The following is a 12,724-nucleotide window of genomic DNA, read 5'->3' on the forward strand; positions in this document are numbered from 1 at the left end:
AATTGAACACGGAGGGGGCGGTAGCTCAACCGGCAGAGCAGCGGCCTTTTAAGCCGACGGTTGTGGGTTCGAGTCCCACCCGCCTCACTGCCTGCCTGAAAGCCTTCTGCGATGTCCCCATCGCGGAAGGCTTTTCGCTTTTTCGGGCGGGCCGTAACCGCTCATCCCTTTCATCCGGAGGAGGACCGATGGCTCAGGGAGCGCTGGCGGAGGAGCCCTTCGAGGGCATGACCTTGACCTTTGCCGAGGAGAGCACCATCACCGCCGTCTACCAGGTCCGCCGGGTCCTGGCCCACGAGCGCAGCTCGCTGCAGGAGATCGCCATCCTGGAGCTGGAGAACTGGGGCAAGGCCCTGGTCCTGGACGGCGTGATCCAGTTCACCCAGCGGGACGAGTTTTTCTATCACGAGTCCCTGGTCCACCCGGCGATGATGGCCCATCCCAACCCCCGCCGCGTGCTGGTCATCGGGGGCGGGGACGGTGGGGTGGCCCGGGAGGCCCTGCGCTATCCGACGGTGGAGGAGGTGACGGTGGTGGAGGTGGACGGCCGGGTGGTGGAGCTGTGCCGGCAGCACATGCCCGAGTTCGCCTCCTCTTTCGACGATCCCCGGGTCCGCTTGATCATCGGCAACGGCCGTTCGTTTCTCGAGGAGCAGGCCGGATCCTATGATGTCATCCTTCTGGACTCCAACGATCCTCTGGCGGAGCTGGCCCGCCGCCTCTTCGATCCCGTCTTCTTCCGGCTGTGCGCGGAACACCTCACCGATGAGGGGATGCTGGCCCTTCATCTTTCGGAATCTCTGTTCCGGGAAGGTTACCTGGGCTATGAGGCGCCGATGGTGCGGGGAGCGCTCAGCCAGCTGTTCCGGTATGTGGAGACCATCCCCATGCCCTATTCCACCTACCCCTGCAACTGGTGGAGCTTTATGGTCTGCTCGAAGGGGTTGGACCCTCGGGTGGTCCGCAACCCGCATCCCTTCCGAGGGCGCTACTATGACCCCGCTTACCACGCCTGGCTCTTCGCCCCAGCCGCCTTCATCGAGCGCCTGGAGATGCTGAAGGGGACGTTTTAGCCGGCCCCCCGCCCGGAAGGGAGGGCCTGAAGGAAGCAGCCCTCCCTTTTTGACAGCAAATAAAATTTATGAGATGATTAAATTGCTGAAGCTTGAAAACGAATTTTTGTGCAAAATGTCGGATAACGGGGGACAACGGATGTTTCTGGATGCCCAGGACTGGGCGCACTGGTATGGGCAGGAGCATCGGGTGGCGGGGGAGCGGGAGCGGTTGTGCCGGCTGGCGGAGCAGGGGAATCCGGATGAGGGGCTTGCCTTCCGGGTGGGAGGATGGCTGATCGGGCTGGGGCGGTGGCTGCGGGGTGAGGCTCCGCCGCTCTGGTGAATGAGGAAGGCTCATGGGGTGAGGGCCGTTAGATGCTCCCGAGCGGCCTGGAAGTTCGGGTTGAACTGTAGTGCCCGTTGGAACATGGCGCGGGCGCCTTCCCGATCCCCTAAGGCCAGCAGAGCCTGCCCCTTGTAGTCATACCACTCTTCCACGTAGGGCGTGACCCGGAGGTTGGCGTCGGCCAGGGCGATCACGTCGGCGTAGCGGCCGACAGCCAGGTAGGCCTCAAAGGGCTCGAAGCGATACCACAGGATCCGCCAGGGCAACCCCAGGGTCCGGGCCTGATCGAAGGCCGTCGCCGCCTCCTCCGCCCGCCCCAGACGGAGGAACGCCGCGCCGGCGTTGAACCAGGCGAAGGCGTCCCGTGGGCTGGCGGCGATCTCCTCCTGGGCCCGGGCGAGGGCTTCCGCCCACATCCGCCCATCGTCGTCCCAGACCGGCCCGATCAGCGCCCGCACCCGCTCCTCATCCTCCGGGCGATAGATCACGATATAAGCGCGCTGGAAGTGGCGCCAGTAGCGGTCCACCTCAGCGTAAGGGATCCCCTGGTTCGGCCCCATGTAAGAATCCATCACGATGAACTGGCCCCGCCGCTCGCTGAATCCGATGAGCAGGCGGTAGTGTCCCATCCATCCCTGCCGGGGGTCCGGCTCGAAGCCGGTCTCGATGATCACCGGGAACCCGTTCCGGAGCAGCTGTTGCAGGAGGGGGATGCTCCCGTTCACCCGCACCCGGGCCCCCAGCCCCAGACTCCGAGCGAAGGCCGCCATCTCCTCGGGGGAAACGTTCTTGTCCTCGGGGTCCGGCTTAAGGACGGAAGCAGTCTCTTTCTGGGTGCCTCGCCAGCCGTAGAAGCTCAACGCCATGACCAGGGTAGCCGGGCCGCAATTGTTCCAGGTCTGGAATGTGTGGCGCACGCCATACAGCAGGACATCCGCCTCTTCCAGAGCGGCCGGGGTGTTGCGCGCGGCCTGGGTGGGCCCCGGGAAAACCGGCGGGGTCACCGTCGGCGTCGGCAAGGGACGAGAAGTGGGCGAGGGCGATGGACGAGGAGGGGAAGGGGAGGGGACCGGTGTCCGGGAAGGGGTGGAGACTAGGGAGGGTCGCACTGTAGGCGTGAGGGGCGTCAGGAGGGCCGCCAGCCGCTCCGGGGATACCGGCGTCGAGGGAGTAGGGACGGCGGCGGGATGGGCGGGCCAGAACCAGACCTGAAGGGGCTCCGGGACCAGACGGGCGACATACCGTGGGGGAAGCAGGTGAAGCCCTTCCCACAGCGCTCCTAATCCCATGAGGAGGATCAGCGCTCCTCCCATCCGCCAACCCCAGCGGCCCATCGCCGCTCCCGGTTCCACAGGTTGCCCCACATTTTACCCCAGGTCAGGAGGTGACAGCCATTGCCGTTTTGTTGGCATCCATCTCGGCAGGGTCGCCTCGGGGCTGGCGAGCTAAATTACAGGGGAAGGCGGGGGATGCCCAGGGCACTCTCCAGCAGCGCCACCAGGCCGGCGGAGACCAGGGTGTGGCCGCCCAGCAGCACCGGGAGGGGCGCCCCGGCGGCCGCCTCCACCCACTCCCGCAGGAGCGGATCGCGGATGGTTTCCCACGCGAGCAGATCAGCTGCGTAGCGATCCGCGGGTTCCGGCCAGCGCCCGGCCGCGGCCATCCAAACCCGGATGTCCAGGAGGGCCCCGTCCGCCAGCTCCCCTAAGATCTGGAAGAACGCGCGGGGCCCGACGGCCTGCAGGTAAGCATACACCAGGGAGCGCACCTCCCCGCGCTGCATCCGGGCGCTGGCCTGCATGCCGCGCTCCTCGCTGAACACCCGCGTCCAGATCTGGGCGTGGCGTTCCAGGGCCGCCCAGGCCCAGGAGGGAACCCGGCCGGCCAGGATCAGGCGGCTCCCCGGCGTCCGCAGCAGGGCCTCTATCCGCGCGACCCGGCGGTCGTCCCACCCGGTTTCCACCACCGCCGCGCGCAGGGCAGGCGGGGCCAGGGGATGACGGGCGACGATCAACGCATCGACCGGCGTATCCAGGTCCAGGAGGGAGGCGGTGGAGCGCGGCCAGGCGCGCGCCGGGAGCCCCCCTTCCCGGTGAAGGACCCAAGCCATGGCGTTGTCGGTGGGGAGCCGATGGGGACGTGCTCGAACGGCCTCCGCGGGGGCGACGGCGATCCAGTCGCTGGAGTGCAGGTTGTTGGTCAGCAGCCCCTCCTCCATCTCCTGGAAAGCCTCCAGGGCTGCGTCCCAGTCTTCGGATGTCATGAGCGGGGAAGCGCCTGCGCCGACATACAGAAGGCGCGAGATCCGGTAACGCGCGATCAGATCCGCCAGGCGGGAGCCGAAATCAAAGGGTTGCGAGGCGGGATCCAGATCGATTTCGAGGGGAAAGGACGCGTGGCCCAGGGATTCCAGTCCCTCCAGATCCGGGGCCGCCAGGACAGCCCGGGTCACCCGACCGGTGCCTATGATTCGGCTGAGGGTCTCCCGCGCGGCCACCCGCAGGAGGAACCCCATGGTGCGCTCGATGGGGTGAGCTCCCAGGGGGCCCACCATCATCACCAGGGTGAGGTCCTTCATGGATGTCATTTCGTTCCTCTGTGGATCCCGCAGTCGTGATCCTAACCTGCCGCGCTCATGATAAGGCGGGTCCCTCGGCGTCGGATGAGCCGCGTTCCTCCCGACGATCCGCTCGGGGGCATCTCTCCGCCTGCGGCGGGAAGCCGTAAAATGGAGATGCACCGCTCCCCGCCCTGCGTGGCGGCCGGAGCCACACCTTTGGGATCTCTGGAGGCCTCGATGATCGCCACCCCGCGCGGCGCCGCGACGACGTGGCCGCAGTGGATCGTCCTGAGCCTCTATGGGCTCGCCCTGACTATGACTTCGAACGTTGTGGACCCGCCGTGGCTGAGCCAGAAGGCCCACCAGCTGGCCGGCCCGGGCTGGCAGAACACCCTGCTGGGGAGCGTCGCCTTCATCGGCCTGGTGTGGGCCGCGCTGGTCCAGCCGATCTTCGGTGCCTGGAGCGATCAGCTCCGGAGCCCCTGGGGTCGCCGGAAGCCTTTCCTCTGGCTCGGAAGCCTTCTCCTTGCCTTGGCCCTCGCCCTCTTGGTGGCCGCCCCCTCGGTGCCCATGCTGATCCTGGCCCTGCTGCTGGTGCAGACGTTCTCGAACATGGTGCAGGCTGCCTATCAAGGGTTGATTCCCGATCACGTGCCCGAGGATCGGCGAGGGCGGGCCTCCGGGATCAAGGGGTTCATGGAGATCCCGGCGGTGGTGATCGGCCCCTTAGTCGCCGGATATTTCCTGGGGCGCGGCCAGATCTGGGGGCCGTATCCGGTGTTGCTGGGGGTTTATCTGGTGGTAGGCCTGATCACCGCCGTCACAGTGCCCTCCCAGGCCCTGGCGGAGCCGCCCTCCCGTCGTCCCACCTGGATCTATCAGGTGGATTGGAGCCGGGCACCCACTTTCGCCTTCTGGCTGGCCCATCGCCTGGTCTTCTGGTGGGCGCTGCTGACGCTGCGCACCTTCCTGATCTTTTTCCTTCGCGACACCATGGGCCTGACGATGGAGCAGGCCCAATCCCTGAACGGGACCCTCTCGGCGATCCTGGGGGCGATGATCCTGCTCCTAATGGTGCCAGCGGGGGCCCTGGCGGACCGCTGGGGGACGCGGCCGCTGTTGCGCGGGGCAGGGGTCCTGGCAGGCTTGGGCACCTTCGGGTTCCTGGCGGTCTCCCGACTGGTGGGGCGGCCGGAGCTGCCCGCCCTGGTGGCGGCCTCCCTGGTGATCGGGATCGGGGTCGCGCTGTTTGTGGCCGCCAGCTGGACCTGGATCACCCGCATCGTTCCCCCCGAGGAATCCGCGCGCTACCTCGGGCTGGGGAACATGGCCACCGCCCTCGGCAGCGCCATCGCCCGCTTGAGCGGCCCGGCCATCGACGCCATCAACCGGAGCACCGGAGGGCTGATGGGCTATGATGTGATCTACAGCCTCGCCGGCCTGCTTTTCCTGGGAAGCCTGCTGCTGGCTCGTCCCCCGATCCAAGCAGCTCGGATTCGTTCGCATTGACAGCCCGCGATCGGCTGTGTAAAATAACACGCGTCTGTTCGGCTCGAGATCCAATCGGAAACACAAGGGGGATCCGGGAGCATGCCGACATTCAATCAGCTGGTGCGCAAGGGGCGAAAGCCTAAGGTTCGGAAAAGCAAGTCGCCGGCGCTCCACTGGGTGTATAACTCCCTCACCGGGGAGCGCTACTGGGATCCGAAAGGCGCACCCCAGCGCCGGGGGGTGTGCGTGGTGGTGCGCACCATGACCCCCAAGAAGCCCAACTCGGCCCTGCGGAAGATCGCCCGGGTGCGCCTGACCAGCGGCGTGGAGGTCACGGCTTACATCCCCGGCGAGGGCCACAACCTACAGGAGCACTCGGTGGTCCTGGTGCGAGGGGGCCGTGTGAAGGACCTGCCCGGGGTGCGCTACCACATCATCCGCGGCGCCCTGGACGCAGCGGGAGTGGAGAAGCGGCGCCAGGGCCGATCCAAATACGGCGCCAAGCGTCCGAAGGAGCAGAAGGCCCAGAAGAAGTGATTCCGATCCGATCGTCTCAAATGATAACCAACAATGAGCCCGACTCTGCTGAGAAAGGGGCCATATCGGGTTTATATTTACTCCCACGATTGTAACGAGCCTCGCCATGTCCATGTAGATCGAGAAAACAAAAGTGCCAAGTTTTGGCTCGATCCTGTTGTAATTCTGGCCGTCAATTATGGCTATAGTCGGGCTGAGTTGCGGCAAATTGAATCAATTTTGACGGAAGATTTGGATCTTCTGCGGGAGCGGTGGGATGACTTCTGTGGTGGCCACTCTGGTGCTTCCTAAAATTCTTCACGTCCGCGTGACCGAGGATAGTTTGGTTGTGGATCTGGAGGACGGCCGCACCCTCATGGTGCCTCTGAGCTGGTATCCACGCCTGGTTCATGGGACGCCGGAGGAGCGGCAGAGGTTTGAGATCGCCGGGGCCGGCTATGGCATCCACTGGCCGGATCTGGATGAGGATGTGAGCGTAGAGGGCTTGCTTCTGGGAAAGCCCTCCGCCGAGAGCCCGGCGTCCCTGGCCCGGTGGCTGGCCTCCCGAGGGAGGAAGCGGGCCTGAGCTCTTCGATACAGGGGCTTATCCCTTTTGGGCCGCAGACCTCTGCTCTGCCCGGCGCGGGCGGGAGCGAGGGGATTTCTCGGCCTTCAGAGATCGGAGCTGTCGGAGCTCCTGTTCGGTGAGCGGACGCCATTGGCCGGGCTTCAGCCGCCCCAGGGTCACCGATCCGATGCGGATGCGGATGAGGCGGCGCACCGGATGGCCCAGGCGGGCGGCGATACGCCGGATCTGTCGTTTCTTCCCCTCCCGCATCTCCACCTCCAGCCAGGTGTGCGCCCCCTCGTAACGGATCACCCGCACCTTCGCCGGCCGGGTCCGCCGGCCGTCCAGGAAGATCCCGCGCCGCCAGCGCTCCAGGGTTTCCGTCTCCGGTCGTCCTTCCACGAGCACATGGTAAACCTTAGGGTGCTCGTAGCGCGGGTGCGTCAGGCGATGGGCGAGCTCCCCATCGTTGATCAGGAGGATGAGCCCTTCGCTGCGCGCGTCCAGCCGTCCCACCACGTAAAGGGGCCTCACCGAGGGGACCAGATCATACACGCTGGGTGAAGAGGAGCCCGGCATGGGGTCCGAGAGCACCCCACGTGGCTTGTAGAGGGCGAATCCCATCAGGGGCGGGATCTTCACCGGCCGTCCGTCCACCCGGATGTCATCCCGTTCCGGATCGGCGCGCATTCCCAGATGGGCGGGGATCCCGTTCACGGTCACCCGCCCTTGTCGGATCATCTCCTCGCATTCCCGGCGGGAGCCCAGGCCGGCCCGCGCTAGGATCTTCTGCAGGCGCTCCTGGGGCATGGGGGCTTTCCTCATGGGCCGGTGAATTCTTGGAGCTTCCCGGCCAGCTGGGGCACCCCATCTGTTCCTCGTATACGGATCCGTGGCCACAGGAAGCGGTTCTCCAGACGCTCATCGGCCCCGTAGGCGGTGGTCACCGCTCCCCAGAACCGATAGCCCTCCAGGAACCGGATCAACGTCTCATCGTAAACGGAGGACGGATAGGCGAAGAAGCGCACCGGCCGGCCGGTATGGGCCTCGATGGATTGCTTGCCGCCGATGATGTGGTAGAACAGGAAGGCCTCATCCCGCCCGTTGAGCGGGATGTGCTCCCGGCCATGGAGCTGGATCTCCATCCCGGCCTCGCTCATCCGGCGGATCTGCTCCCAGGAGAGATAGCGCGGATCCCCTTCATCCGCGCGCCCCGTGAGCACGAAGAAGGTGCCTCGGAAGCCGTAGCGTTGCAGCAAAGGGAAGGCTTCCTCATAGGCATCCCGGTAGCCGTCATCGAAGGTCAACACGACGGGGCGCGGCGGCAGGGGCTTCCCCTGGGTCAAATGGAAGATGAGGTCGCTCAGGGAAACCGTCTCGTAACCGGCCTGACGCAGGTATTGCAGATGCGCTTCGAATTGAGAAGGCCGGACGGAGAGATCCAGGCGCAGGCGGTCCGCCCCCGGAGGCGGGTCGGAGATGTAGTGATACATCAGGATGGGAACCCGCAGGGCGCGAGGGGTTCCGTCGGAAGGCGGCAGCGGCTCCTGGAAAAACGGATAGGGGGTCGGCGTCGGCGTCCCGGTCGGGGTTGGAATCCGGGTGGGAAGGGGCGTTGCGGTCGGCGGAGGGAGGGTCGGCGTCGAGGAAAGGACGCGCTCCGGGGTCGGGGTCCCGGTGGGGGTTGGAGAGGTCTGAGGGGCCGTTCCCCAGAAGGGGAGGGCCAGGGCCTGTTGGATACTCAGGAGGATGAGCACGATCAACCCGCCCGGGAGGGCGATCCCGGCGATCGGAGGCCGCGGGCGCCGCCGGCGCATGGAGGGGATCCGTTTCGGGAACATCGGAATCAGTGCTCCGGGCTCTGCCTCGGGGATCCGGGATCCAGTTGTTCCGCCGGGACACAAATCCCCGCATCCCCGGTGAGGGAATGCGGGGCCAGGTGCCCCCGAGGGGATTCGAACCCCTGACCTCCGCCTTGAAAGGGCGGCGTCCTAGGCCACTAGACGACGGGGGCGCGTTCCACACTCAATTATACCACAATTTGGGGCTGCCTCTCTCTCCGGGAAGGTGTTCCCGCCTCACCGTCGGCGGTGGGCCTCGCGGACGTTGGGGATCTGTTCGATCCGCGCCAGGGCGCGGTGCAGCTGAGCCGCCGAGCGGACCTCCAGGGTGGCCTGGAAGACGGCGAAGCCGTTGCGGGTGTCCACGCTGATGCGAGCGATGTTGATCTGCTCGTCCTTCAGGACGCCGCTGATCTCGTGGAGCAGGCCGACGCGGTCGATGGCGGTGATCTCCACCTCTACCGGGTAGCCCTTCTCCCCAGCGGGGAACTGCACCTCAATCAGTCGCTCCGGCGTGCGCACGTTCAGGATGTTGGGGCAGCTCCGGCGGTGGATGGTAATCCCCCGATTGCGGGTGATGTAGCCGATCACCTCATCTCCGGGCACCGGATTGCAGCAACGGGCCAGCTGCATCAGAAGACCCTGGGGGTTGTTCTCCACCAGCACCGGCCGGGAGGCGTCGTAGCGCTCCGAGGGAGCCTGGGGCTCCGGGGCGGCCCGCTGCTCCTCCCGACGCCGTTCCTCCTCCATCCGGATCAGGCGCGGGGCCAGCTGCTCCGGGGAGACGTCGCCCCAGCCGATGGCCGCCAGCAGGTCCTCCGGCTCCTTGTAGCCGAACTCGGCGTAAAGCCGGCGCGCCGCCTCATCCACCGAGAAGGGCACCCCCAGGCGCCGGATCTCCTGGGCCAGGATCTCCCGCCCGTGGACGATGTTCTCCGCCCGGCCCTGCTGTTTGAACCACTGGCGGATCTTCTGACGGGCCCGCGAGGTCTTCACGTAGCCCTTGGCCGGATCCAGCCAGTCGCGGCTGGGGCCACCCTGCTTGGCCGGGATGATCTCCACCTGATCGCCCATCTGGAGGACGTAATTGAGGGGGACCCACCGGCCGTTCACCCGGGCGCCGCGGCAGCGGTGCCCCAGCTCGGTGTGGATGTGATAGGCGAAGTCGATGGGTGTGCTCCCCCGGGGCAGATCGATGACGTCTCCCTTCGGGGTGAAGACGTAAATACGATCCTCGAAGACATCGGTCTTAAGGGATTCGACGAACTCCTTCGCCGAGGTGACCTCGTTTCGCCACTCCAGGAGGGAGCGGAGCCATGCCACCTTCTTCTCGAAGGCCAGGTCCCGTTTGGAGACCTGCTCTTTGTAGAGCCAGTGGGCGGCGATGCCGTATTCCGCCTCCCAGTGCATCTCCCAGGTGCGGATCTGCACCTCGAGGGTCTTGCCGTCCTCCAGCATCACCGCCGTATGCAGGCTGCGGTAGGAGTTGTCTTTGGGGTTGGCGATGTAATCATCGAACTCCTTGGGGATGGGGCGCCACATGGAGTGGATGATGCCGAGGACCTGATAGCATTCCGGGATGGTGTTCACGATGATGCGCACGGCCCGCACGTCATAGACCTGATCGAAGGAGACGCCCTTGCGGAGCATCTTGCGGTAGATGCTGTAGATGTGTTTGGCCCGGCCGGTGACCTCCGCCTGGATGCCCTCCTCGGCAAGGCGGGCCTGGATGCGCTCCACGATTTGCTGGATGTGGCGCTCCCGCTCTGCCCGGCGCTCGTCGATGGCCCGGGCGATCTCCCGGTATTTCTCCGGCTCCAGGTAGCGGAAGGCCAGGTCCTCCAGCTCCCACTTCAGCTGCCAGATGCCCAGGCGGTTGGCCAGGGGGGCGTAGATCTCTAAAGTCTCCCGGGCGATGCGCTTCTGCTTCTCCGGAGGCAGGGCCCCCAGGGTGCGCATGTTGTGCAGGCGGTCGGCCAGCTTGATCAGCACCACGCGGGGGTCCTCGACCATGGCGAAGAAGATCTTGCGGATGTTCTCCGCGCTCTGCTCGTCCCGCGTCGTGCGCCGGGCCTCCCCGTCCTCCGGCTGGGCCCGCAGCCGGTCGATGTATTTCAGCTTGGTGACCCCATCGACCAGGCGGGCGACCTCCTCCCCAAACTCGCGGCGGATCTCCTCCAGGGTCACCCCCGTGTCTTCGACCACATCGTGGAGCAGGGCGGCCGCGATCACCGGGGGGTCCATCCGCAGCTCGGCCAGGATGCCTGCCACCGCCAGGCAATGGTAAAGATAGGGTTCCCCGGAGGCGCGGGTCTGGCAGTTGTGGGCCCGCTCCGCCAGCGCATAGGCGCGCTCGATCAGCGCACGGTCCGAAGGGCTGAGGGGATCGCGGATCTGTTCCAGCAGGAACTCCAGGGTGGTCGGGTTCTGCACCCCTACCATGCCGCCACCGCCTTTCCGTCCCTTTCCCCAATTTTAGCACGGATCCGGCAAGGGAACCCACGGGGACCCTTTGCCCGGAGCTTTTTCGCTTTTCTCCGCTTCCGACCGCGAGGCAAAGCGAAAACGGCAAGGCAATGGGCAAACAGGAGAGCAGGAGGGACTTTCGTTCCGAACCTCCTGATCTTCAATCCTGTCGAAGTCTCCTCAGGATGAATTTCTGGTAAGGAGGGCTTTGATCCTATTCCTCTTCCTCTGTCTTCGAGCCACGGGGTGTCGCGGCGAAAGCCGCTCCTGCGAAAGGCGGTTTTTGCAGGAGGGGCTCCCATCCCGAACCCCCGCTTTGGATGACTCAAGAGTCGCGGCGAAAGCCGCTCCTGTGGAGCGATCTTCGTGAGGGGCTTCAGCTCCGAACGTTCGGTATTCGTGAGGCCACGAAAGCCGGAGTTCATAGCCGAAATGAATTTCGGCTTGCCAGGGGAGCGGTCGCGGCGAAAGCCGCTCCTACGGAGGATGGACTGGTCTTTCATGAGGATGGGATCTCCGTCCAGCCCGCCTGGGCAGCGGCCTCGGTCAGGGCGCGGCGGAGCAGCACCGCCACCATCTCCCGCCGGTATTCGGGAGAGCCCCGGAAGTCCCCGGGCGGGTTCACCCGGGCCCGGGCTTTCTCTGCGGCCGTGGCGAAACGCTCCGGATCCGGGGGCTGCCCCTCCAGGACCTGCTCGGCCTCGATCAGGCGCATCGGCCGCGGCGCAACACCTCCCGCGGCGATCCGCACCCCATAGCAGGCGCCATCCACCCCCCGGAACAACCGGACAGCGACCCCTACGATGGGGGCATCGGCGGGCGTGCGAGCGACCTTGTGGAAAGCAGCGCCCATAGGGGCAGCGGAGAGGGGGATCCGGACCTCCGCGACGATCATCCCCTGGCGCCGGAGGGCCTCCCGGTAATCGTAAAAGGCCTCCATGCGCAGCGCCCGCGGGGCCTCCGGCTCCGTGAACACCACCAGCTCGGCGTCCAGGGCCAGCAACACCGTTGCCAGAGGTTGCTCCGGGGAGGCGCCGACCACGGCCCCGCCGATCGTGCGCTGGTTCCGTAGCGGAAGAGGCGCGGTCTCCCGGGCGGCCAGGGCGAGGATGCCCCCGCCGAAGGACGCAGTCTCGGGCGCTTCCACCAGGGTCTGCAGCGGGGTGGTCGCCCCGATGCGCAGCGTCATCCCTTCCTGCCGAACGAAGGACAGGCTCAGATCCTGGAGATCCACCACCGCCTCCACCTCCCGGGATCCCTCCGCCAGGATCTGGGTACCCCCGCCGATGGGCACTGTCTGGATGCCGGGGCGTCGCAGCAACGCCAGGGCCTCCGCCAGGGTCTTCGGGCGATGATATTCCCGCAAGTTCAGCAGCGTCATCTGCACCTCCCTCGCCGGGGTTCTCATCCGCTCTCCTCCGGATACACCCGCCAGAAAGGCCGTTCGGCCTCGAAGGCCGCCTGGATTTCCGCCGGAACCCGGATCAGGATCGCCTCGGCTTCCGCGCACAGGGTGCCATCGTGCAGATGCAGCGTCGCCTGCGCCCGGGCGACGCGGGATCCGATGCGGAGGGGGCGGGCGGTGAGGACCAGAGGCTGCCCCATGGGGACCGGGCGATGATAGCGCACCCGGAGCTGGGCGGTCACCATGAAGCGCATAGGGTCCCCGATCATCAACGCCCGGCCGGCTGCCTCATCCAGCAGGGCGGCCACGATGCCACCGTGGGCCACCCCTGGATACCCCTGGTAGACCTCGGGGATCACCACCTCCGCCCGCACCCCATCGGCCCCCTCCTCATAGAAGCGCACCTTCAGGCCGACCGGGTTCTGCATCCCGCAGACGAAACACATCCGGGAGTTCGGCTGGAGAGATGCGCGCAT

General features: G+C 66.3%; 13 protein-coding genes and 2 tRNA genes. 7 read left to right on the forward strand and 8 right to left on the reverse strand.

Translation table 11 applies throughout. The features are described 5' to 3' along the window. The first annotated feature begins 14 nt into the window (after positions 1–14). The 3 genes from CFB18_RS04440 to CFB18_RS04450 all read left to right on the forward strand — a co-directional run bounded on the left by CFB18_RS04440 (position 15) and on the right by CFB18_RS04450 (position 1,398). Positions 15–87: transfer RNA gene (locus tag CFB18_RS04440), tRNA-Lys, on the forward strand. A gap of 101 nt (positions 88–188) precedes the next feature. Further along, positions 189–1,073 carry a polyamine aminopropyltransferase gene (gene speE / locus CFB18_RS04445; protein ID WP_088570600.1) on the forward strand — a complete coding sequence of 295 codons (885 nt, stop codon included), beginning with the start codon at positions 189–191 and terminating at the stop codon, positions 1,071–1,073. Positions 1,074–1,212: 139 nt separating this feature from the next. Further along, positions 1,213–1,398 (forward strand): hypothetical protein, encoded by a 186-nt coding sequence (locus CFB18_RS04450; RefSeq protein ID WP_088570601.1) that lies wholly within the window; start codon positions 1,213–1,215, stop codon positions 1,396–1,398. Positions 1,399–1,409: 11 nt separating this feature from the next. On the opposite strand, the gene CFB18_RS04455 is transcribed toward CFB18_RS04450, so the two are convergent. Beyond that, positions 1,410–2,735, reverse strand: coding sequence for a C39 family peptidase (locus CFB18_RS04455; RefSeq protein ID WP_200808075.1), 1,326 nt, complete (start codon positions 2,733–2,735; stop codon positions 1,410–1,412). 116 nt (positions 2,736–2,851) lie between these two features. Beyond that, positions 2,852–3,988, reverse strand: a complete 1,137-nt coding sequence (locus tag CFB18_RS04460) for a hypothetical protein (protein ID WP_088570602.1) — start codon at positions 3,986–3,988, stop codon at positions 2,852–2,854. Positions 3,989–4,198: 210 nt separating this feature from the next. On the opposite strand from CFB18_RS04460, the gene CFB18_RS04465 reads away from it, so the two are divergent. The 4 genes from CFB18_RS04465 to CFB18_RS04480 all read left to right on the forward strand — a co-directional run bounded on the left by CFB18_RS04465 (position 4,199) and on the right by CFB18_RS04480 (position 6,554). Further along, positions 4,199–5,470: an MFS transporter gene (locus CFB18_RS04465; protein WP_159461574.1), complete on the forward strand. Its 1,272-nt coding sequence runs from the start codon at positions 4,199–4,201 to the stop codon at positions 5,468–5,470. 81 nt (positions 5,471–5,551) lie between these two features. After that, entirely contained in the window at positions 5,552–5,989 is a 438-nt protein-coding gene (gene rpsL / locus CFB18_RS04470) for a 30S ribosomal protein S12 (protein ID WP_088570604.1), read from the forward strand. A 33-nt stretch (positions 5,990–6,022) separates the two neighbouring features. After that, positions 6,023–6,280 (forward strand): DUF4160 domain-containing protein, encoded by a 258-nt coding sequence (locus tag CFB18_RS16480; RefSeq protein WP_088570605.1) that lies wholly within the window; start codon positions 6,023–6,025, stop codon positions 6,278–6,280. Next, complete coding sequence (locus CFB18_RS04480; protein WP_088570606.1) at positions 6,246–6,554, forward strand: DUF2442 domain-containing protein; 309 nt, start codon at positions 6,246–6,248, stop codon at positions 6,552–6,554. Before CFB18_RS16480 ends, CFB18_RS04480 begins: the two co-directional genes overlap by 35 nt. Positions 6,555–6,572: 18 nt before the next feature. Here the strand turns inward: CFB18_RS04480 and CFB18_RS04485 are convergent, their stop codons facing one another. The 6 genes from CFB18_RS04485 to CFB18_RS04510 all read right to left on the reverse strand — a co-directional run bounded on the left by CFB18_RS04485 (position 6,573) and on the right by CFB18_RS04510 (position 12,724). Continuing rightward, the gene (locus CFB18_RS04485; RefSeq protein WP_088570607.1) at positions 6,573–7,346 is read right to left on the reverse strand and encodes a pseudouridine synthase; all 774 of its coding nucleotides are present in this window, start codon (positions 7,344–7,346) and stop codon (positions 6,573–6,575) included. 11 nt (positions 7,347–7,357) lie between these two features. Further along, positions 7,358–8,377: a polysaccharide deacetylase family protein gene (locus tag CFB18_RS04490; RefSeq protein WP_088570608.1), complete on the reverse strand. Its 1,020-nt coding sequence runs from the start codon at positions 8,375–8,377 to the stop codon at positions 7,358–7,360. A gap of 99 nt (positions 8,378–8,476) precedes the next feature. Further along, a tRNA-Glu gene (locus CFB18_RS04495) sits at positions 8,477–8,550 on the reverse strand. Positions 8,551–8,614: 64 nt separating this feature from the next. After that, on the reverse strand, positions 8,615–10,819 hold the full coding sequence (locus tag CFB18_RS04500) for a RelA/SpoT family protein (RefSeq protein ID WP_088570609.1): 2,205 nt from the start codon (positions 10,817–10,819) through the stop codon (positions 8,615–8,617). A gap of 523 nt (positions 10,820–11,342) precedes the next feature. Then, positions 11,343–12,224, reverse strand: coding sequence for an FAD binding domain-containing protein (locus CFB18_RS04505; protein ID WP_159461575.1), 882 nt, complete (start codon positions 12,222–12,224; stop codon positions 11,343–11,345). 23 nt (positions 12,225–12,247) lie between these two features. Further along, positions 12,248–12,724: a PaaI family thioesterase gene (locus tag CFB18_RS04510; protein WP_088570611.1), complete on the reverse strand. Its 477-nt coding sequence runs from the start codon at positions 12,722–12,724 to the stop codon at positions 12,248–12,250.

This window comes from Thermoflexus hugenholtzii JAD2 (assembly GCF_900187885.1).
In the GTDB taxonomy this organism is placed as follows: domain Bacteria; phylum Chloroflexota; class Anaerolineae; order Thermoflexales; family Thermoflexaceae; genus Thermoflexus; species Thermoflexus hugenholtzii.

Coding starts and splice junctions, on each gene's coding strand:
- CFB18_RS04455 (WP_200808075.1), bottom strand. CDS start 2,735: ATGGGCCGCTGGGGTTGGCGGATGGGAGGAGCGCTGATCCTCCTCATG.
- CFB18_RS04450 (WP_088570601.1), top strand. CDS start 1,213: ATGTTTCTGGATGCCCAGGACTGGGCGCACTGGTATGGGCAGGAGCAT.
- CFB18_RS04505 (WP_159461575.1), bottom strand. CDS start 12,224: ATGACGCTGCTGAACTTGCGGGAATATCATCGCCCGAAGACCCTGGCG.
- CFB18_RS16480 (WP_088570605.1), top strand. CDS start 6,023: ATGAGCCCGACTCTGCTGAGAAAGGGGCCATATCGGGTTTATATTTAC.
- CFB18_RS04460 (WP_088570602.1), bottom strand. CDS start 3,988: ATGACATCCATGAAGGACCTCACCCTGGTGATGATGGTGGGCCCCCTG.
- CFB18_RS04485 (WP_088570607.1), bottom strand. CDS start 7,346: ATGCCCCAGGAGCGCCTGCAGAAGATCCTAGCGCGGGCCGGCCTGGGC.
- CFB18_RS04480 (WP_088570606.1), top strand. CDS start 6,246: ATGACTTCTGTGGTGGCCACTCTGGTGCTTCCTAAAATTCTTCACGTC.
- CFB18_RS04510 (WP_088570611.1), bottom strand. CDS start 12,724: ATGCGCGCATCTCTCCAGCCGAACTCCCGGATGTGTTTCGTCTGCGGG.
- CFB18_RS04490 (WP_088570608.1), bottom strand. CDS start 8,377: ATGTTCCCGAAACGGATCCCCTCCATGCGCCGGCGGCGCCCGCGGCCT.
- CFB18_RS04500 (WP_088570609.1), bottom strand. CDS start 10,819: ATGGTAGGGGTGCAGAACCCGACCACCCTGGAGTTCCTGCTGGAACAG.
- rpsL (WP_088570604.1), top strand. CDS start 5,552: ATGCCGACATTCAATCAGCTGGTGCGCAAGGGGCGAAAGCCTAAGGTT.
- speE (WP_088570600.1), top strand. CDS start 189: ATGGCTCAGGGAGCGCTGGCGGAGGAGCCCTTCGAGGGCATGACCTTG.
- CFB18_RS04465 (WP_159461574.1), top strand. CDS start 4,199: ATGATCGCCACCCCGCGCGGCGCCGCGACGACGTGGCCGCAGTGGATC.